Genomic DNA, 19,278 nt, shown 5'->3' with positions numbered 1-19,278 from the left:
ATTAGGGTATGAAAACAATATAAGTGAGGGATTTGGCATTGAGATATAAAGAGAAAAATAACGACAAGAAACAAACAGCACTTGATAATAAACGAAAGGAACGCAATTTTTTAATTTTTTGGATCATCATTGGCCTTTTTGCTCTGTTGCTCTTATGGAAAATCGCGATAACACCTTTTGAAATTGATTTTTCCATTTTACTTACGTTTTTACTCGCTTTGTTTACAATTGGCATTTCATTATTATTCTACATAAAAGTGAATCAAACATTACGTTCAGTAAAACAATTATTGGACAGCCATCCAGTGGAACCTGTAGAAAAACAATTATTGGACAGCCATCCAGTGGAACCTGTAGAAAAACAAGCAAAAGCCGCCACATCTGAGGTTGAAATGGAAACGAAAGACGACATGGCGAATGAATCTGTTAATGATGAGGGATTGGACGAATTTGAGACGACAATGAGTAATGATGTCCAAGTTGAAGATAGCCTTAATGATGAGGAGCCGGAAGAGGTTCATAAATATACAATCAATGAGGCGACAGCACGAATTGAAGCAGAAGAAAAAACATTGAAATTAAAGGAAGAAGAAAGAAACCAATTACTCGAGAAGCTGCTTCATAAAGCCGATTTGGATGATGAAGAGAAGCAAATGTACATCACACAGCTTGAGAAAGTTAACTATGATCTATTCAATTTACGTTCCAACTTAAACCAATTAAGAAAAAAAATTAATTCATCGCTTTCAGAAATGTTTGTTTTGGAAAAAACAAAGCAAGTTCGCGATGTTGTAGAAAAACTTGGACCGGAATTTGTCAGCAGCGGGTCATTTGCCGACATTAATAGCCGTTTTCAAGTATTAAAAGACGAGTTGCCGGAATCTGTCATTGATTTATTACGAAGCAACGAATATATTGATTCAAACAATAACTTGAATCGAAAAGGCTACCGGGAATTTTTAAAATCCGCAAAAAAAATGCTATAAGTGCGTGTTCAAAAAGGAGGACAACGAGAGGCAAGAAGATCGAGGAAGCGAAGCTCTGAGCACAAAGTTGGTCGCTACGTGAGCATCCGCACCGCACGCAGGAAAAGTGATTTTCTTTTCCAAGGAACGCAGCGACGAGCGATACGTCTATGATCCGCTGCGAGTTGCACCGAGGAAGCATGCTTCGGAGCAATGCTTGTACGCAGGTGCATAACTCCTTTCAATTAAGTGAGTAGCGGAAGAGCAAGCTGACGAAGAGATTCGTAGCCTATTAAGGAAGTTCGACTAAAAGCATCACGTCCCTGTGATAACGTCGAACTGACTTACCTCCTGTAAGCCTCCGGACTTTTTGAACAACCTTTATAACGAAACTCAGCAATCCCAAGAACAAAATCTTGGTTTGCTGAGTTTTTTCTTCTTCGAAAAAGAGGAGCTTAAGAATGCTCTTAAGTAAAATTGAAAGGTATCAATTTCAGGCTGTTCAGTCGTTGAATTATGAAGATACGATATTTCCTACCTATTCACTGTCGAATAACAACATACAGACAGCATGCATAATTTTGCAACGTAAGACAAAAATAAAAGAAAAGCATCGAAATCTCCGTTACCACCTAAAAGAAAAAGAAGTTAAGCAAAGGAGTGGAAAGTTTGGAGAAACGAACATATTACGTTGCAGTGAATACCGGTGAAATTGTTGATGATCCTACAATTACACCGTGGCAATACGAAATTCATGCGACAGAAGATGAGGCGCATCAGCTTCGCGAATTATTTGACCAAGCGTCAAGACAAAGCATGGATGTTGCTTACAGGGTAGCGCGTCCGTTCAGTGGATCCGGCGAGGACTACGATATGCATCATTACGATAATACGCTACAGGAAATTTATAGAATCATTTACCGGCTAGGAAATGAAAAAGCGAAAGAACATATTCAAAGCACAAACATGATTGAAGAAATTGGAAAAGAATACAGGTGACAGGTGGTGCACAAATGTATCCAACCTTAATTACACTCGTTATTTTGCTTCTCGCATTCGGATTTGTCTATTCATTGGCTAAAGCAAGAAAGCAAGCTGATGTCCCCTATGAAGAACAAACAGGAAACAAAACCGGTACAATGCTCATGATTTATGTCGTTTTGGTCGGTGCCGCAATTATAGGCACTTTAATATACGCGGTGATAAGGCTGTAGTACTTATAAAGCAAAAGCGTGGAGACTCATGATTTTCTTAGTCTTTACGCTTATTTGTATTATAAACCCTTGTTTTTTTTCGAACGGTTTTGCGTCTTCTTAGTGAATAACTGTCTTAACTTACAGAATTTCATTGACATTGTTAACGTGCAAATATTATAATTATTTCTGAAAATTTGAATTCGCTATGAGAGAAGGAGAAGAAATTATGGACTTGCGTTTATCTGATGAACAGCGTATGGTGCAAAGGACGATACGGCAATTTGTTGAAAAAGAATTAATGCCTTTAGAAAATGAAGTCTTAAGAAATGACAGGGAAGGAAAACCTAGCCTTTCTCCTGAGAAATTAAAAGAGCTTCAACTGAAAGCGAAAGAAGCTGGATTTTGGGGAATTAACACGCCAGCGGAATATGGCGGCGCCGACCTTGGACAGGTTATGATGGCGATTGTCCTTATGGAAACAGCAAAAACCTTCGTTCCTTTCCAATTTGGCGGGACGGCAGACAATATTTTATATTATGGAAATGAAGAGCAAAAGAAAAAATATTTAATCCCAACAATCAACGGCGAAAAGAAATCCTGCTTTGCGATGACAGAACCAGGTGCAGGATCTGACACAAGGAATATTAAAACGACTGCGGTAAAAGATGGCAACGAATGGGTCATTAACGGCGAGAAAATCTTTATCACAGGCGGAAACGAAGCCGACTTTGTGATGGTCATCGCGGTAACGGACAAGGAACTTGGTCCGAAAGGTGTCACATGCTTCCTCGTAGACCGAGATATGGGATGGAGATCTGAATACATACATACAATGGGTGACTGGGGCCCTGCATCGTTAATTTTCGACAATGTCCGCGTACCTGAAGAAAACATTCTTGGTGAAGTGAACGGCGGCTATAAATTGGGTCTGGAGTGGATTGGAAATGCCCGCTGGATCGTTGGTGCACGTGCAGTCGGCATGGCTGAACGAGCATTGCAAATGGCAATCGACTATTCCAAGGAGCGCTACACATTCGGAAAGCCAATTGCGGACAGACAAGCGATCCAATGGATGATTGCGGATGCTGCAGTTGACTTGGAAGCGGCAAGATGGCTCGTATTGAATGCAGCATATACGCTTGATATAGGAGAGGATAACCGCCACCTCGCTTCCATTGCAAAGCTTTACGGATCAAACATGGGCAACCGTGTGATCGATAAAGTTCTTCAAATTCACGGCGGAATGGGTTATACGAAAGAAATGCCATTTGAAAAATGGTATCGAGAAGCCAGGCTTTGGCGGATTTATGACGGGACAGATGAAATTCAGCGCTTGATTATTTCCCGAAACCTGCTTAAAGGCAACGTAAAAATTGGTGACTTTATTTAAGCATCTATCCTATCAAAATGGAGGTGTTTATAGTGGCTTTAGATCCACAAGTAAAGGCAGTATTGGAACAAATGGCTGCAGCCGGGGGAGCCGGCATGCATACAATGACACCTGTAGAGGCGCGTCAAGTCTACCGTTCAATGAGAGACAAGGAAGTGAACGAGGAAGTTGGAAGTGTAAATGACGAAACAATTCCGGGACCGCTCGGCGACATCCCAATCCGCATTTACAAGCCGATTCATAATCATAACAGCAAGCTTCCGATCCTTGTCTTTTATCATGGGGGCGGTTGGGTCATAGGTGACCTTGATACGCATGATTCTGTTTGCAGGACATTAACGAACGAAGCGGAATGTATCGTCGTATCTGTTGACTATCGGCTCGGTCCTGAACATAAATTTCCAGCTGCTGTTGAAGATTCGTTCGCAGCGCTTGAATGGGTAGCTGAACATGCTGAATCTTTCGGTGGGGACAGGGAGCGAATCGCTGTCGGCGGAGATAGCGCTGGGGGCAATTTGGCGACCGTTATGTCAATTATGGCGAAGGAAAAGCAAGCCCCCAACATCGTCTTTCAGCTTCTCATTTACCCTTCAACAGGAGTAGGGCAAACCAAATCCTATGAAGAAAACGGGGAAGGGTACTATTTATCGAAAGACACAATGGCATGGTTTCGAAAACATTATATGAACGATCCAAGCGACGCTAAAAATCCATACTTCAGCCCTTACTTATATGAAGATGTCAGTGGACTTCCACCGGCACTCATTATGACGGCCGAATATGATCCACTAAGAGATGACGGAAAAGCATATGCCGACAAACTTAAAGATGCGGGCGTTGAAGTGGAGTATGTCGATTACCCCGGCATGATTCACGGCTTTGTCACAATGGCAAACGTCATTGACAAGGGACAGCAAGCGTTGAAAGACGCTGGGGAAGCGTTGAAAAAAGTATTTTATTAATTAAATAAAATGGACCCTATATTATTTTGATATAGGGTTTTTTTTATTGATCCCGCATTAACTGGCCTTCACTTTCACTGCACTAAGAATTACATAACTAGTGCTATATTAGAGAATAATATCTGAAGAGGTGATAATATGGACAAAGATAAATTAAAACTTACATCTTCAGAAATAGGTTCACTTTGGAGCGAATATGTAAACGGAACAATGACAGATATAGTAAATAGATATATGCTTTCTATCATTGAGGATAAGTCAATAAAAACGATTTTTCAGGATGCTATCAAGACATTTGAAAAACAAAAGAAACAAATCGCAGCTTTTATGGAAAATGAGGGATTTCCAGTTCCAATTGGATTTACTGAATCTGACCTTAATAAAGGTGCGGAAAGATTGTTTTCTGACATATTTTGTTTAAATTATTTACATATCATGACTTTGCATGGCTTGCTGGGACATACTACTGGATTAGGTGTCTCCGTCAGAGAGGATTTACGTTTTTTTTACGATTCATGTGATAATGATGGAAAAAGAATGTACCATCAAACCATTGATTTATTGCTGGAGAAAGGGAATTTTCAGAGAGACCCTTTATTTTATCCTGCCAAGGACCCTGAATTTATTTCCAGCAAAGATTTCACAGATGGAATTTTTGGTAAAGGGAGACGTTTATCTGCAACAGAAATCGTAAATATTTCTTTCAACCTTAAAAAAAGTATTATGGCTAAAACTCTTTCTATCGCATTTAGCCAAGTCGCCCAAACGAAAGAAGTAAGAAAGTTTTTTACTGATTCCGAGAACACGTCTGATAAGCAAATACAAGCCTTTGCAAAAATCATGCGTATGGATAATTTACCAGTTCCTAGGTCATGGGAAACAGAAGTGACAACTTCAACGGAATCTCCTTTTTCCGAGAAGTTAATGTTGTACCATATTGGTTTCTTGTATCAAACGGCGCAAGCATATCACGGGGCAGGTTTAGCGTCGGCCATGAGAACAGACCTCGTTACGACGTATGAAAAGGTTATTCTAAAAAATCTAATGGTAACAAAAGAATGGTTTAATCTCATGGTTCAAAATAAATGGTTAGAACAACCACCGCTTGCTCCTAATAGAAAAGAACTTGCAAAGGAAAAATAATAAAAGCATTCTTTCCAGAGATTATTTATGGCTCCTCACAAAATGATTGCTCAGTGGCTATTACATTAAATTTTTAAGGCATGCATCGCTGCATGCCTGTTTCATCGTCATTCGACTGGCGGATTTGGCGGAAGGCGGTCGCCATCCATTTTTTCTAGCAGTCTCTCAATATTAGCGTTCAAGCGTTCATCTTCCAAATTCTTCTTCTTCATGAATCCCATTGCTTTGAAAATAAAGACAATCATCAAAACGGTCATGAACAAAATGAAAGCGAAATAAAGAAGGCCAAACATCCCAAATGCAGCGCCCATCATGTCAAGGCCAGGCGTCTCTCCAACATCATTCATTATTTTCACTCCCCCTTTATTTTTTATTGTATTGTATAAAAAATTTTTTACTCCTGTAATTATATACCCCCTTTCTGTTTTTTCAACCTATATATAGGGTGAAAGGAGGTGATAAGCATGGCACAGGCAGCAATTAAGAGCACGCAGCTCCGCCTTATTTTTGAAACAGGTATAGACAGATTCGGTAATCCAGTCTACCGAAACAAAAGCTTCAACAACGTGAAGCCTGACGCAACTCCGGACGCATTATATGCCATCGCGACAGCACTTGTTCCCCTTCAAGAGCACAGCTTGTTCGAGATTGAACGGAATGATTCATCAACATTGGAAGGTTAATTTTAATTCAAACAATAAGGAAAGGAGGAGTCAATGATGGCGAAACAAATTGAACTTCAATTTTTAAATGAAGAAAACCGGACAGTGACGATTTCCTTGGAGGATCCTGTTGACCCGGTCAATCCTGCCGAGATTAGCGCGGCAATGGATACGGTCATTTCAGAAAACGCACTCACATCAAGCGGCGGGAACCTTGTTGCGAAAAAGGGCGCGCGCATCGTCGAAAGAACAGTAACTGAAATTGCACTCGACTAAATGAAGGGGGGCGGAAGCCTCCCTTTTGAAAAATAAACAAATTGAAATCGGTCTTTTTTCCAACTTCTAATTTCTAACTTCTCGATCGGAGGAACGAATCATGGAGACATGGATGCCGCTCATTAGCGAAGTTGGCTTTCCGGCTGTCATCACGTTATATTTGCTTCACCGCATTGAAGCAAAGCTTGAAAAATTGAATGACAGCATTACCGCGCTGCCTCGCAAAATGAGCGAAGTTAAATATGATGCAAAGAAATCCGGCTGAAACATGGCCGGATTTTTATAGAGGTTATTCAAAAAGTCCGGGCACGATAGGCTGCGAATCTCTTCGTCAGCTTGCTCTTCCGCTACTCATTTAATTGAAAGGAGTTATGCACCTGCGTCTACAAGCATTGCTCCGAAGCATGCTTCCTCGGTGCAACTCGCAGAGGATCATAGAAGTATCGCTCGTCGCTGCGTTCCTTGGAAAAGAAAAACACTTTTCCTGCGTGCGATGCGGATGCTCACGTAGTGGCCAGCTTTGTGCTCAGAGCTACGCTTCCTCGACCTTCTTGCCTCTCGTTGTCCTCCTTTTTGAACACACACTTATATTCAAAAATATGAGCGTTTTCATTTTTTCTTATGATTAGTTATGCTTTAATAGAAAGTAAACACATTGATTGGGGGTTACTACAGTGAAAGCAGTCGTACATAAAGGCAAGCAAGGCTTAGATGGTGTCCAGGTGATTGAGATGGAAGAGGGAAGCCCATCGTCAAATGAGGTGAAGGTCAGATTAAAGGCAGCAGGATTAAACCACCGCGATCTTTTTGTCCCGTTCAGGCATGGAGAAAATGAGCCCGCAGTGGTTCTTGGTTCAGACGGGGCTGGTGTGATTGAAGAAATAGGCGAGAATGTGAAAAACGTTGCTGTCGGGGATGAGGTTATCATAATTCCAAGCCTTGGATGGAAAGAAAAAAGCGATGCACCTCCAAAAGGATTTGAAATTTTAGGCTTGCCAGATCACGGGACATTCGCCGAAACAATTGTCATTCCTGCAGAAAATGCTGTGAAGAAACCTGAAAATCTTTCATGGGAAGAGGCGGGTGTGCTGCCTTTAGCGGCGCTTACAGGTTACCGGGCATTGTTTACGAGAGGCAATCTTCAAGAAGGGCAGCATTTGCTTCTTCCCGGAATCGGCAGCGGGGTTGCGACATATATTTTACAAATGGCAAAAGCGGCAGGTGCAAAAGTAACCGTAACCTCAAGAAGTGAAAAGAAGCGAAAGCTCGCATTGGAGCTTGGAGCTGACGCTGCCATCGATTCCGATGGAGACTGGAGTAAGCAGATGAACGGGGAAAAAGCGGACATCGTGATTGACAGTGTCGGGGCGGCGACGTTTACTAAATCGTTGGCGCAGCTGCGCCTTGGCGGCACCATCGTCGTATTTGGCGCATCAGCAGGCGATGAAATTACACTCGATCTACGAAAATTCTTTTATGGCCAATATAATTTCTTAGGGACAACGATGGGAAGCAACGAAGAATTTTATGAAATGCTTACCTTTTTTAAAAAACATAACATCAAACCAATCGTTGATAAAGTGTTTCCTTTAAATGAAGCATTAGATGCTCTGCGCTATCTTGAAGAAGCTGAACAATTTGGAAAGGTCGCACTACGCATTGGTCAATAAGTAAGAGAGTACAAATTGGTAGGTCGCTAGCCTAAACCAATCTCATCTCTCACCTCCAAGAAAGACGCGACAGTGCTTTTCTTATTAAGTGGCACGTACGTATGCGTGTCTTTTTTTATTTTTGTAGCGCCCATTAGTATTTATAATATGATAAAATAAAGGCAATTCTGTAAACAAATAATCAAATGTACCTTCAGAAATAAGGAGGTTTTTCCGTATGGCTTACGAATTTAAACTTCCTGATGTTGGGGAAGGACTGCATGAGGCAGAAATTGTCCGTTGGTTTGTGAAAGAAGGAGATTCCATTAAATATGATGAGCGAATCGCGGAAATCCAAACTGACAAAGCGGTTGTTGAGATTACATCGCCAGTAGGCGGAAAGATTCTTTCCCTTGCCGGTGAAGAAGGCGATGTTGTAAAAGTAGGAGAGACATTCATAACGATTGAACAGGAAGGACAGAGAAAGGAACCTCCTGCAAAAGAGAAACGTCATGAAAATGAACAGCCTTTGGATAATGAACGAATCAATAAGCCGGCAAAAAAACGTGTTATTGCTGCGCCTGTCGTACGTAAGCGTGCCCGGGAACTCGGAATAGACATTGCACAGGTTACTGGTTCTGAAAAAGGCGGAAGAATTACAATGGCCGATTTGGAAAATCATTTGAACCAGCATAACCATCAAAATGAAAAGAAGGCAGATTCAAAGAAATCCGTTTCACCGCCACAACATACATTTGAAGAAGGCAATGATGAGAGAATTCCTGTGAAAGGGCTTCGCAAAAAAATTGCTGAAAAAATGGTGAAATCCAAATTTACCGCGCCGCACGTATCAAGTTTCAGCGAATTTGATGTCACAAAGCTCGTCCGCTTGCGTAAAGAATTAATTGGCCAAATCGATCCCGGAATTAAGCTTACTTATTTGCCGTTTATTATTAAAGCGGTTACAAAGGCGTTAAAAGAGCACCCTTACTTTAACGCGGTATTTGATGATGACCACAACGAAATCGTATTGAAGAAACGTTACAACATCGGAATTGCAACCGCTACAAAGCAAGGCCTGTACGTTCCCGTTATTAAACATGCTGACCAAAAATCAATTTTGGAGATTGCGATGGAAATTGAACAACTTGCACAGAAGGCGCACGAACAGAAATTAGAGCTGTCAGATATGCAGGACGGAACGTTTACAATCACAAGTACGGGTGGAGGCAGCGGCTGGTTTGCGACACCGATTATAAATTACCCGGAAGTGGCAATCTTTGGCGCACATGCCATTAAGAAAAGGCCTGTCGTCATTGACGATGCCATTGTCATCCGCGACATGATGGGTGTTTCGCTGACATTTGATCATCGGGTGATCGACGGAGAACCGGCAGGGCGATTTATGGAAATGATCGAAGATATTCTTGAAAACCCCGAAAGACTGCTGTTGGATGTGAGATAGCTCCAGTACTCGAAAGGAGGAGGGAAACACCGATGTTTGATGAAAACGACTTAAAGCATGAATTTGTCCAATTATTAAGCGAAGACGGCATTGTTAAAAATGAAGGAATCCCTCAGCTATCCAATGAAACGCTGATTGAACTATATGAATGGATGGTTAAAATGCGTCTTTTCGACGAGAAAATGCTCCGCCTGCAACGGCAAGGGCGGATCGGAACGTACGCGCCGTTCAGTGGACAAGAAGCCGCTCAAATTGGAAGTGCATTCGCGTTGGAAAAAGATGACTGGATATTTCCGAGTTATAGGGAATTGGCTGCTATGATGGTTCACGGCTATCCGATGAAGCAGATTATCCTTTATACGATGGGGAATTTGAAAGGATCCCAAACTCCTAAGGATCTAAACGTTTTCCCTGTTCAAATTATTATTGCAGCCCAAACGCTCCATGCCGCAGGCTGCGCAATCGCCTCAAAATTAAAAGGCGAAAAACATGTAACCGTATCTTACTTCGGCGACGGGGCGACATCGCAAGGAGATTTCCATGAAGCCCTAAATATTGCGTCTGTGAATAAAGCGCCGGCCATTTTCTTCTGTTCAAACAACCATTGGGCGATCAGCGTCCCATTACAAAAACAGACGGCAAGCAAAACCATCGCCCAAAAAGCGGTTGCATACGGAATGAAGGGCATTCAAGTTGATGGAAATGATATTCTCGCTGTTTACCAAGTGATGAAAGATGCAGTAGAACAATGCAGGAACGGGGAAGGCCCCATTTTGATTGAAGCTGTCACATACCGGCAAGGGCCGCACACGACAGCTGATGACCCGACGAGATACCGAAATGACGATGAAGTGAAGGACTGGATTGAAAGAAGGGATCCGCTAAAACGTTTTTATACTTTTTTACAGAAAAAAGGACTTATTGACGAAGGCTACGAATCTGAAATTAAGAAAAAATTTACCGAAGACATCGACAGAGCGGTTGCGGAAGCGGAAGCTGTTGCACAACCAACGACCGATGAAGCTTTCGATTATGTTTATGATAAGCCGCACAAGCTGCTTGCTGAACAAAAGCGGGAAGTCCAACGTTTTCTTGCTGCGAAGGAGGGGAACGGGCATGGCTAATCTTACGATGATTGAAGCGATACGAGAAGCGATGGAGCAAGAAATGGAGAAAGATGATCGCATCATTATTCTTGGTGAAGATGTCGGAAAAAATGGAGGCGTTTTTCGGGCAACGGAAGGATTGCAGGCTAAATTTGGCGAAGATAGAGTGATGGATACACCGCTTGCCGAGTCAGCGATTATCGGCACTTCAATCGGACTATCAATCAATGGGTTTCGCCCTGTCGCTGAAATTCAGTTTCTCGGATTCATCTATGAAACAATGGATCAAATCGCAGCACAGGCAGCGCGCATTCGCTTCCGTTCTGCCGGGAGATTTACCGTGCCAATGGTCATTCGCAGCCCTTACGGGGGAGGGATTCGGACGCCAGAGCTTCATTCTGATAGCTTGGAAGCTTTGTTCCTACATTCGCCCGGATTGAAGGTTGTCATTCCGTCGAACCCATACGATGCCAAGGGCCTTTTAATCTCAGCGATGAGAGACGATAATCCGGTTTTATTTTTAGAACCGATGCCGCTTTACCGCGCATTCAGAATGGAGGTTCCTGAGGAACCGTACGAGGTCCCGATTGGGAAAGCAAACGTTGTGCGGGAAGGGGACGATGTGACAATCGTAACGTGGGGCGCTCCTGTCAAGCTCGTTCAAAAAGTTGCAGAAGAATCAGCGAAGAAAGGCATTTCCGTTGAAGTGATTGACCTTCGGACAATTCAGCCGATCGATCTTGAGACAATCGTGCAATCTGTCGAAAAAACGAGCAGGCTCATCATCGTTCACGAAGCCGTGAAGAGCGGGGGAGTCGGCGGGGAAATTGCCGCGCTTGTCAGTGAATACGCGTTGTTTTCACTCGCTTCACCGATTTTAAGGGTGACGGGGTATGACACGCCATATCCGGTGCCGCCCATCGAAGATGATTGGCTTCCAAACGCACCAAGAATCGAAAAAGCCATTAACAAAGTGATGTCATATTAAACATATTTGAGTTAAAAATTCACATAAAGTGAGACTGCAATCAGTGGGGATTCTTCATCCCCCACTGATTGTTAGCACACACAGAGTATAACTCCCAGGCTTTTACCGGCAGTTATTCCCCGCCTTCACTTCTATGAATTTCCTCTATCTTAGAGGTGGGGGTCTTGCTGCCAGTTAATCCGGGATAAACCAGGGGGATTGAAAATGGCATTAGCAGATTTTTCAGTTAAAGACAAAGTCGTCGTTGTAACAGGAAGTTCACAAGGAATTGGCAGGGCGCTTGCGATAGGTTTTGCGAAAGAAGGAGCAAAGGTTGTTATCAACAGCCGCAAAATTGAGAAGCTTCAGCCGATTGAAGAAGAAATCAAGTCGTTTGGCGGTGACGTTCTTTCGGTTCAAGCAGATATGAGAAAAGTAGATGAAGTTGTGAACATGATGCAAAAAACAAAACAACATTTTGGCCGGATTGATCTTCTAATTAACAATGCCGGCGGAAGCTTCGGCCATACATTGGATGAACTGAGCCCAAACGGATTTGATGCCGTTGTAAGGAACAACTTAAACCAAGTATTCTACTGCTGTTCCGCCGTCCGCCCGATCTTTGAAGAACAAGGCGGCGGAAAAATCATAAATATCAGTTCAGTTGCAGGCATTTACGCATCGCCCGGATTAGGTGCTTATGGTGCAGCAAAAGCCGGAGTCATTAATTTAACGAAAACATTATCGAAAGAATGGGCAAAATACAACATTCTCGTCAATTGCATCGCTCCAGGCCTCATTATAACTGAAGGAGCGGAAGAAGTATTGGTTCCGACTCAAGAGAAAAAACAAAAAGTAATCGATGAGACGCCGGCGGGCCGCCTCGGTGTACCGGAAGACATATTGAATGCATGCCTATATCTTGGCACAGAAGCCGCTTCCTTCGTCACTGGCGAAACTATTACAATATCAGGCGGAAGAACCCATTAAGAAAAAACATGTAACAACCATTAGTTTGAAAGGCTGGTGGTTGTTTTCAAATGTTGGGAGGGCAAAAGTGAAGACAGATTATTTTTCTCAATTTCCCCATGCGCATTTGGTTTCAAAAGATGGAACAGCTTCTTTCAAGATTTGTACGTACAATTATGCCTATCCCGAAGCTGATAATATATATGATGCGGACTGGCATCGAAATTATTTGATTTTCACTCTGCCTGCATTCAAAGCTGAAATCGATGAGATTATGCTGGAAGGGAACTTATTAACATACTATATTGAGGAACTGCGCGCTTTCACGGCTTTAAAAATAAATGAAGTGTTTTTCGAACCTACAGAGCCATATTTTGGCCTGACATTCAGCTTTCTTTCGAAAAGAAAGAAAAGGATTGGAGTGGAAGGATATGTACAATACCCGGTCGGAATTGGAGCCGTCCTGCAATTTGAGTTTGAGACGGGGGTAACTGATGTCGTTCGGTTTATAAATGGATTGGAGGATATTTTGGCCGCATTCCCGGCCATTAAAGAAGGAGAGGATTCCGATTGAAAGCATTTAATTATGACGATCACGCAGTGGGAGATATACTACATAGCAAGCTTGCCATCACAAAAGAACTGTACGAAGCATATGCGGACACATTAGGCTTGCCTTTCAATCCAAATGAAAAAGTACCTCCGTCCATTTTTCAAGTATATAGGCCGGCATATGAAGCGCTTGGCGGACGTATCGCACAAGGGACAATTCACTTGAAGCAGAAGGTGGAGCATTTTGGGGACGCCTTCCTAGGCGATGAATTTAACGTTGAGGTAAAAATCGTCGATAAATACAACAGGAAAAACAGGGACTACTTAATCTACGAAGCTTCTTTTCTAAAAGATGGCGAGCTTGTCAGCAGAGTAACGACAACCCATCTATGGGCGTTCAGCGGAAGGGGTTGAGTGAATTGAATAGTGAAAAATATGAAAGCGGCATATACAAAATCACCCAGGAGCAGATGAACAAGTTTGGTGAGGTAACCGCAGGTGATGGGAAAATTCATACTGATCCCGAATTCGCAAAAAATACCCGTTTTAAAAAAACGCTTGTCCAAGGCGTTTATCTTCTTGCGATTGTTGAAAAGGAACTGGACGCTTTTTTTCAAAAATGGGGCCAAAAAGGCGTATTGGAGGCTACATTTCTAAAACCGATTACGGTTGATGAAGAATTCAGAGTGTGCATTGAACAGGCAAATGTTGAAAATGACTACAAAGTTTCGGTAGTCAACAGCAAGGGTGAAGAGGCAGTTGCTATCAAATGCACGTGTTAAACGGGGAACTTTATTGGAAGTACCCCGTTTTCGTTGGATGTTCTCAACCAATTGGTTCTAACCTTTGCAGGCTATTTTGCCAATATCTTTTTATAAACTGTATAGCCGGGCCAAGATCAACATTGTTCGCTAAGTCAATAAGCTCTGGAATCTTTCTGTAGTCATCCAAGACGACCTTCTCGTGAAGCCTTGGATTAATTCGGAGATAGCGCTCATGAAGCAAATGTCCGCTGACAAACATATCGGAATCAACATCACCTTCTGTGACGATGCTTAAAAGCGGCAGCTTCGGATTTGAAGGCCCCGGTAGAAGCGAGTACATCCATTGGAGGAGTCCCCAATTCGATGTATCGCGTTTTATTTTCATCGGATTCCAGCCTGTTCCAAACGATAAATGGACAACATCCTCAAGCTTGGCTCCTGCTCCGCATTTTCCGGCCGCAAAACTGATTGCTGCCATATCAGGATTTTTCGATACAACGCCGCCGTCAATATATCTTTTATGGGACGGGAAATAAATGGGTGCAGCACTGCTTGCCAATGCCACATTGATTACCGTTTCCTCCGCATTGTCTGATGAAGGGAAATTATTGAAAAAAGCTGGCTCCCAGCGGTCCGTTTTCGGTGAATAAAGTTTAAAGGAAGGGACAACAACATGTTTTGGCAAATCCTTTAGGCGGAGTGTGCTTGGAAAAATGTCATGAAGCAATTTTTTCAATGGCTTATTGCTGTACTTCGGCTTGAAAAAGTAATAGGGACGCGGATTGCCAAATGTTTTTTTCGCATTTTTATATGAGAACAACTCAACGACATCACCAGGCGGAATCCCGCTTGCAAGGGCAAGCGCAATAAATGACCCCGATGAGGAGCCTACAAACAGATCTGTATTTTCAAATACCTCCGGGCACTGTTCTGCTAATCGGCATAATAAAATTGTGATTAAGATACCACGGATGCCCCCGCCGTCAAAGCTTAGAACACGGTAATAATCTTCTTTTTGAAGCTGGTATTTTAATGAAGGCATTCCTCTTATTCTCCATTTCATGAGCATTATTACATTAAATTATGCATCGCTCCCGTCAATTGCCTTTAATTTTTAGGATCTCCTTCAATAAAAATGATAGAATGATTAGGGAAATGCTGAGTATAGTCTATATGAAGGATCAAGGTAAGGGAGATAATTATGCGAAGGATTGTATTGACAGGCGGCGGAACGGCGGGACATGTGACGCCGAACCTGGCGCTTATTCCAAAGCTTCAGGAAAAAAATTGGGATATCCACTACATCGGTTCTAAAGATGGTATCGAAAAAACGTTGATTGAAGAAGTAAACATTCCATACTATCCAATCTCAAGCGGAAAACTGCGCCGCTATTTTGATATAAAAAATTTTCAAGATCCTTTTAAAGTGCTAAAGGGGATTGCAGATGCGTATTTTATTATTCGAAAATTAAAGCCCGAAGTTATTTTTTCAAAAGGCGGCTTCGTTTCGGTTCCAGTTGTCATTGCAGGCAAACTAAACAATGTGCCTGTCCTCATTCATGAATCGGATTACACGCCAGGGTTGGCGAATAAAATTGCGGGCAAGTTCGCAACAAAGATGTTTGTGACTTTCAAAGAAGCGGAACAATTTCTTCCGAAAGGAAAAGTGCTTTATACCGGATCGCCGATACGTGAAGAAATATTGAAAGGAAGTAAAGAAAAGGGTTTGAAATTTCTTGGCTTTGATTTAAGTAAACCTGTAATAACCATTATGGGCGGAAGCCTTGGATCCGTGAAATTAAATACAGTCATACGAGACAACCTCGAAACACTTTTAGAAGATTACCAAATTGTCCATTTATGCGGGAAAGGGAATATCGATGATTCATTGGAAAATACGCCAGGCTACCGGCAATTTGAATACGTTAGTGACGAGCTTCCAGACATCGTCGCGGCGACTGATTTCGTCGTCTCAAGAGCCGGCTCAAACGCCATTTTTGAATGGCTGGCACTAAAAAAGCCGATGCTGCTCATCCCTTTGTCAAGGGCAGCAAGCCGTGGCGACCAGCTATTAAATGCAGATTCTTTTCAAAAGCAAGGTTTTGCAGCCGTTCTGGAAGAAGAGGAACTAACAAATGAAGCATTTATGGAAAGCATCAATGAATTGTACGCCAACCGGGACAACTATATTGCAGCGATGGAAACTAATGCGCCGACGGATAGCATCGGGATGATCCTGAACGAGATTGAGAAGGCCGGGAAGTAAAAAGGTATCGCTTTTACTTTCATAAAATGTATAATGAAAGCAAAGCCATCCAGAGGGGTGAAAAGAATGAGTATTCGTAAAGAAGATATTCATAGGCTTGTGGATCTTGTAAGCGAACATGATGCAAAGCTTGTATATGATTTAATTAGAGTTGTTGTTGAAAAGGACAATGAAGTCGTTGTTGAAGCTGACAATTCTCCTTTAACGGAAAATGAAAAGAAAATATTAAAGCAGGCTGATATTGACATTAAAAACGGAGATCTTGTTGACTGGAATGATCTTAATGCCTAGATTTCATGTTAAACTTAGAAAGCCTGCTTCCAAGTATTACGAAAAATTGCCCCCGAAATTAAAGAACAAGGTTAAAGAAGTCATTAACAAGCTTAGTGAAAATCCATATGCAATAGCTAATGTAAAGCCTCTTGAGGGATCCGATCATGACGATTATCGAATTCGCATAGGATCCCTTCGTTTATTGTATCGGATACATAATGATGAATTGATTATTATTGTGCTAGATATTGGGCCTCGTGGCGATATAATAAATAAAAACCAACAAAAAAAGACTAATCTACCCTTTGGATTTTTAAGAACGGGTAGATTTTGTCTTTATAAAAGTGCGATTGGCTGTAGGTGTTCCATCACCCGCAGTCTTTCTTTTTTATAATAACGCTGTAAATCTGTATTTTCATTGGCCGTTAGTACACTTATTACCACCAACCGCCGAATCCGCCATAGCCTGGGCCAACGCCGCCGTAACCGGCCCCACCATATCCGTCTCCGTAGCCTCCCGCGTAACCAACGCCGCCGAATCCGCCACCGCGGCCAAAACCGCCGCCGAAACCAATAGCGCCAACGATGACTAACAGAATAAAAAGGACAACAATCAGAATAAAGCCTGAACCGTGCCCATATCCGCTCTCGCTCAAAGATGGTGTACCTCCTTTATACATCGTCATAGTTCATTTTATGTTGACAAAAGTTTTCCGATTGAGCCATTCGATGAGAAGAAGTAAATTTGAGCAAATGAACTATAGATTTCGTCAATGACATTGGAATCATGATAAAAAGGACTGACTATAAAAATCAGTCCATGCTGCCCATTTGAACGTTTTCGAGATTAATGGTGAAAGCTGATGTCGCGTTTCGGGTCATGTGGTATTGGCCTATCTAAGGAATTCAGAAATGAGACGGCTTGTATAAGGTTCATCAAGAACAAATGGGCCAAGTTCATGGAAAATCCATTTCGAATGACAACGCGCATAACTGTTACATTTTCCATATCTGGGGGTAAAGGATAAGCCGGCACTTGCCAGCCAAATGAGCGCAACCTGCGAGACAAGTCGTAAAGATTCCAGTTTGATGTGTATCCTTCTTTCAGCCGCCAAGAAAATACCGGAAGATCCGAGCCGTCTGTAAATAGTTCAAAAGGCTCCATGTCATGAATCGCCTTGCTAAGGAACTGCGCCACTGATTGAGATGCCTTTTGTACCTTATAGTATCCATCTTTACCTAAACGGAGAAAGTTATAGTACTGCAGGAGTACTTGTGCGCTAGGACGGGAGAAACTCAGGGCGAATGTTGGCATGTTCCCGCCTAAATAGGATACCCGAAAGATAAGGTCCTCAGGGAGATCTTCAGCCTCACGCCAAATGATCCATCCAATTCCCGGGTATACTAATCCGTATTTATGTCCGGAAGCATTGATGGATTTCACCCTGGGCAACTGAAAGTCCCAGACCAAGTCTGGCCGGAGGAATGGTGCTATAAATCCTCCTGAAGCAGCGTCTACATGTATCGGAATATCGAGACCAGTTCTAGATTGAAGTTCATCCAAGGCTTTCGAAATTTCGGCAACCGGTTCGTAAAGACCTGTATAAGTCACCCCAAGAGTCGGTACCACACCGATTGTGTTTTCATCTACGGAAGCGAGTACACCCTCGGGATCCATATAAGGGCGTTCTCGGTTAATGTTCACAAAACGCGGTTCAACATCCCAATAGTTCGCGAATTTTTTCCAAACGACCTGTACAGCGGAACTAAATACGATATTTGGCCGGTCAATTGGCTTCCCCTGTCTCTTGCGTGCGTTTTGCCAGCGCCGCTTTAATGCAAGCCCCCCGAGCATGCACGCTTCCGACGATCCTGTTGTCGAAGCACCCATCGTATTATGCGGGCTTGGTGAATGCCAGAGATCGGCTAAAATTCGTACACACCGCTCCTCTATCGCCGCTGTCCGCGGATATGCATCCTTATCAATCAAATTCTTGTTGACTGATTCAGCATATAAGCGGTCTGCGGAAGGCTCCATCCAGGTCGTAACGAATGTTGCAAGATTGAGATGGACATTGCCATCTTGAGCAACTTCATCGCGGACTTTTTTGTACGCGGTTTCAGGTAACATCCCTTGATTAGGCATACGAAAACGTGGAAAGGACCCATCTCCGTTGCGAGTGAATATAGGATTGTAATAAGGAGCGTATGATTTCCATAAGGTTCCTGCCCTTAATGCCTTTCCAGAAGTTAATCGTGAAAGATTCGAAGGATGGTATCCAAATAAATTAGATGGGGTGGAGTATGTTTTAATCATTATTGGCGGATAAGAACTGAAAGGACTTAGATAAGGCTGATTTGTTTTATAATATCTATTCATCAAGGTCCTCCTTATTTAATAATTAGCTAATAGTATGAGGAACATCCTTTTACTAGAATATGAATTTTTCATTTATAAAAAACTCAAAGTTGCAAATAAAGGCTCTAATCTTATCGGAAATAAGAGATGCTTGAAAAAATACTGCACGAAGAAAGTGAAACAAACAATATTTTGGGGATAACCCTACTGCTGTTTGTTTTTTTGTTTAAAAATTGCGTTCAATCATTTTTTGATATGAAAATAATATCTACTTGAAAACACAATGTCTTGATTTGTCAAGTACCCGGAAACAA

23 protein-coding genes and 1 pseudogene are annotated in these 19,278 nt (G+C 42.4%); 20 read left to right on the top strand and 4 right to left on the bottom strand.

The genetic code is table 11. The features are described 5' to 3' along the window. Positions 1–38: 38 nt before the first annotated feature. The 6 genes from DCC39_RS13790 (at position 39) to DCC39_RS13765 (ending at position 5,656) form a co-directional block, all read left to right on the top strand. A complete protein-coding gene (locus tag DCC39_RS13790) occupies positions 39–986 on the top strand; it encodes a hypothetical protein (protein ID WP_116555482.1) in 948 nt (315 codons plus the stop codon). A gap of 648 nt (positions 987–1,634) precedes the next feature. Next, on the top strand, positions 1,635–1,964 hold the full coding sequence (locus DCC39_RS13785) for a hydrolase (RefSeq protein ID WP_116555481.1): 330 nt from the start codon (positions 1,635–1,637) through the stop codon (positions 1,962–1,964). Between the two features lie 14 nt (positions 1,965–1,978). Then, the gene (locus DCC39_RS13780; RefSeq protein WP_116555480.1) at positions 1,979–2,179 is read left to right on the top strand and encodes a hypothetical protein; all 201 of its coding nucleotides are present in this window, start codon (positions 1,979–1,981) and stop codon (positions 2,177–2,179) included. A 208-nt stretch (positions 2,180–2,387) separates the two neighbouring features. Continuing rightward, positions 2,388–3,551, top strand: a complete 1,164-nt coding sequence (locus tag DCC39_RS13775; RefSeq protein ID WP_116555479.1) for an acyl-CoA dehydrogenase family protein — start codon at positions 2,388–2,390, stop codon at positions 3,549–3,551. Between the two features lie 32 nt (positions 3,552–3,583). After that, positions 3,584–4,513 carry an alpha/beta hydrolase gene (locus DCC39_RS13770; protein ID WP_165820881.1) on the top strand — a complete coding sequence of 310 codons (930 nt, stop codon included), beginning with the start codon at positions 3,584–3,586 and terminating at the stop codon, positions 4,511–4,513. Between the two features lie 138 nt (positions 4,514–4,651). Further along, complete coding sequence (locus DCC39_RS13765) at positions 4,652–5,656, top strand: DUF3231 family protein (protein ID WP_116555478.1); 1,005 nt, start codon at positions 4,652–4,654, stop codon at positions 5,654–5,656. Positions 5,657–5,763: 107 nt separating this feature from the next. On the opposite strand, the gene DCC39_RS13760 is transcribed toward DCC39_RS13765, so the two are convergent. Next, a complete protein-coding gene (locus DCC39_RS13760; protein WP_116555477.1) occupies positions 5,764–6,003 on the bottom strand; it encodes a hypothetical protein in 240 nt (79 codons plus the stop codon). Positions 6,004–6,120: 117 nt separating this feature from the next. Here DCC39_RS13760 and DCC39_RS13755 point away from each other — a divergent pair, with 117 nt between their 5' ends. The 11 genes from DCC39_RS13755 (at position 6,121) to DCC39_RS13705 (ending at position 14,084) form a co-directional block, all read left to right on the top strand. After that, entirely contained in the window at positions 6,121–6,339 is a 219-nt protein-coding gene (locus tag DCC39_RS13755; RefSeq protein WP_116555476.1) for a DUF1659 domain-containing protein, read from the top strand. Positions 6,340–6,375: 36 nt separating this feature from the next. Continuing rightward, the gene (locus tag DCC39_RS13750; protein ID WP_116555475.1) at positions 6,376–6,594 is read left to right on the top strand and encodes a DUF2922 domain-containing protein; all 219 of its coding nucleotides are present in this window, start codon (positions 6,376–6,378) and stop codon (positions 6,592–6,594) included. Between the two features lie 100 nt (positions 6,595–6,694). Continuing rightward, positions 6,695–6,859 carry a YvrJ family protein gene (locus tag DCC39_RS13745; protein ID WP_116555474.1) on the top strand — a complete coding sequence of 55 codons (165 nt, stop codon included), beginning with the start codon at positions 6,695–6,697 and terminating at the stop codon, positions 6,857–6,859. A 409-nt stretch (positions 6,860–7,268) separates the two neighbouring features. Continuing rightward, entirely contained in the window at positions 7,269–8,264 is a 996-nt protein-coding gene (locus tag DCC39_RS13740) for a zinc-binding dehydrogenase (protein ID WP_116555473.1), read from the top strand. A 217-nt stretch (positions 8,265–8,481) separates the two neighbouring features. Further along, complete coding sequence (locus DCC39_RS13735; RefSeq protein WP_116555472.1) at positions 8,482–9,708, top strand: dihydrolipoamide acetyltransferase family protein; 1,227 nt, start codon at positions 8,482–8,484, stop codon at positions 9,706–9,708. 32 nt (positions 9,709–9,740) lie between these two features. Then, on the top strand, positions 9,741–10,832 hold the full coding sequence (gene pdhA / locus DCC39_RS13730; RefSeq protein WP_116555471.1) for a pyruvate dehydrogenase (acetyl-transferring) E1 component subunit alpha: 1,092 nt from the start codon (positions 9,741–9,743) through the stop codon (positions 10,830–10,832). Beyond that, positions 10,825–11,802 carry an alpha-ketoacid dehydrogenase subunit beta gene (locus tag DCC39_RS13725; RefSeq protein ID WP_116555470.1) on the top strand — a complete coding sequence of 326 codons (978 nt, stop codon included), beginning with the start codon at positions 10,825–10,827 and terminating at the stop codon, positions 11,800–11,802. Before pdhA ends, DCC39_RS13725 begins: the two co-directional genes overlap by 8 nt. 204 nt (positions 11,803–12,006) lie before the next feature. Beyond that, positions 12,007–12,771 (top strand): SDR family NAD(P)-dependent oxidoreductase, encoded by a 765-nt coding sequence (locus tag DCC39_RS13720; RefSeq protein WP_116555469.1) that lies wholly within the window; start codon positions 12,007–12,009, stop codon positions 12,769–12,771. 67 nt (positions 12,772–12,838) lie between these two features. Then, a complete protein-coding gene (locus DCC39_RS13715; RefSeq protein ID WP_116555468.1) occupies positions 12,839–13,324 on the top strand; it encodes a WapI family immunity protein in 486 nt (161 codons plus the stop codon). Then, the gene (locus DCC39_RS13710) at positions 13,321–13,716 is read left to right on the top strand and encodes a hypothetical protein (RefSeq protein WP_116555467.1); all 396 of its coding nucleotides are present in this window, start codon (positions 13,321–13,323) and stop codon (positions 13,714–13,716) included. Before DCC39_RS13715 ends, DCC39_RS13710 begins: the two co-directional genes overlap by 4 nt. Positions 13,717–13,721: 5 nt before the next feature. Continuing rightward, a complete protein-coding gene (locus DCC39_RS13705; protein ID WP_165820880.1) occupies positions 13,722–14,084 on the top strand; it encodes a MaoC family dehydratase in 363 nt (120 codons plus the stop codon). Between the two features lie 43 nt (positions 14,085–14,127). Here the strand turns inward: DCC39_RS13705 and DCC39_RS13700 are convergent, their stop codons facing one another. After that, complete coding sequence (locus DCC39_RS13700) at positions 14,128–15,108, bottom strand: patatin-like phospholipase family protein (protein WP_165820879.1); 981 nt, start codon at positions 15,106–15,108, stop codon at positions 14,128–14,130. 159 nt (positions 15,109–15,267) lie between these two features. On the opposite strand from DCC39_RS13700, the gene DCC39_RS13695 reads away from it, so the two are divergent. From DCC39_RS13695 to DCC39_RS13685, 3 genes are all read left to right on the top strand, one after another. After that, a complete protein-coding gene (locus DCC39_RS13695) occupies positions 15,268–16,332 on the top strand; it encodes an undecaprenyldiphospho-muramoylpentapeptide beta-N-acetylglucosaminyltransferase (RefSeq protein WP_116555464.1) in 1,065 nt (354 codons plus the stop codon). A gap of 66 nt (positions 16,333–16,398) precedes the next feature. Then, the gene (locus DCC39_RS13690) at positions 16,399–16,623 is read left to right on the top strand and encodes a hypothetical protein (RefSeq protein ID WP_116555463.1); all 225 of its coding nucleotides are present in this window, start codon (positions 16,399–16,401) and stop codon (positions 16,621–16,623) included. Beyond that, positions 16,616–16,999, top strand: coding sequence for a type II toxin-antitoxin system RelE family toxin (locus DCC39_RS13685; RefSeq protein WP_165820878.1), 384 nt, complete (start codon positions 16,616–16,618; stop codon positions 16,997–16,999). The genes DCC39_RS13690 and DCC39_RS13685 overlap by 8 nt, the downstream gene beginning before the upstream one ends. Before the next feature lie 181 nt (positions 17,000–17,180). Here the strand turns inward: DCC39_RS13685 and DCC39_RS19855 are convergent. Together DCC39_RS19855 and DCC39_RS13675 are read right to left on the bottom strand one after the other, a co-directional pair. After that, positions 17,181–17,285: pseudogene (locus DCC39_RS19855) on the bottom strand (YjcZ family sporulation protein); the annotation flags it as partial. Between the two features lie 167 nt (positions 17,286–17,452). Beyond that, positions 17,453–18,985: a glutamate decarboxylase gene (locus DCC39_RS13675; protein ID WP_116555461.1), complete on the bottom strand. Its 1,533-nt coding sequence runs from the start codon at positions 18,983–18,985 to the stop codon at positions 17,453–17,455. Positions 18,986–19,278: the final 293 nt, after the last annotated feature.

Source organism: Pueribacillus theae (assembly GCF_003097615.1).
In the GTDB taxonomy this organism is placed as follows: domain Bacteria; phylum Bacillota; class Bacilli; order Bacillales; family UBA6769; genus Pueribacillus; species Pueribacillus theae.
Note: the sequence above shows the minus strand (reverse complement) of the source record. Positions and strands in the feature narration are given on the sequence as shown.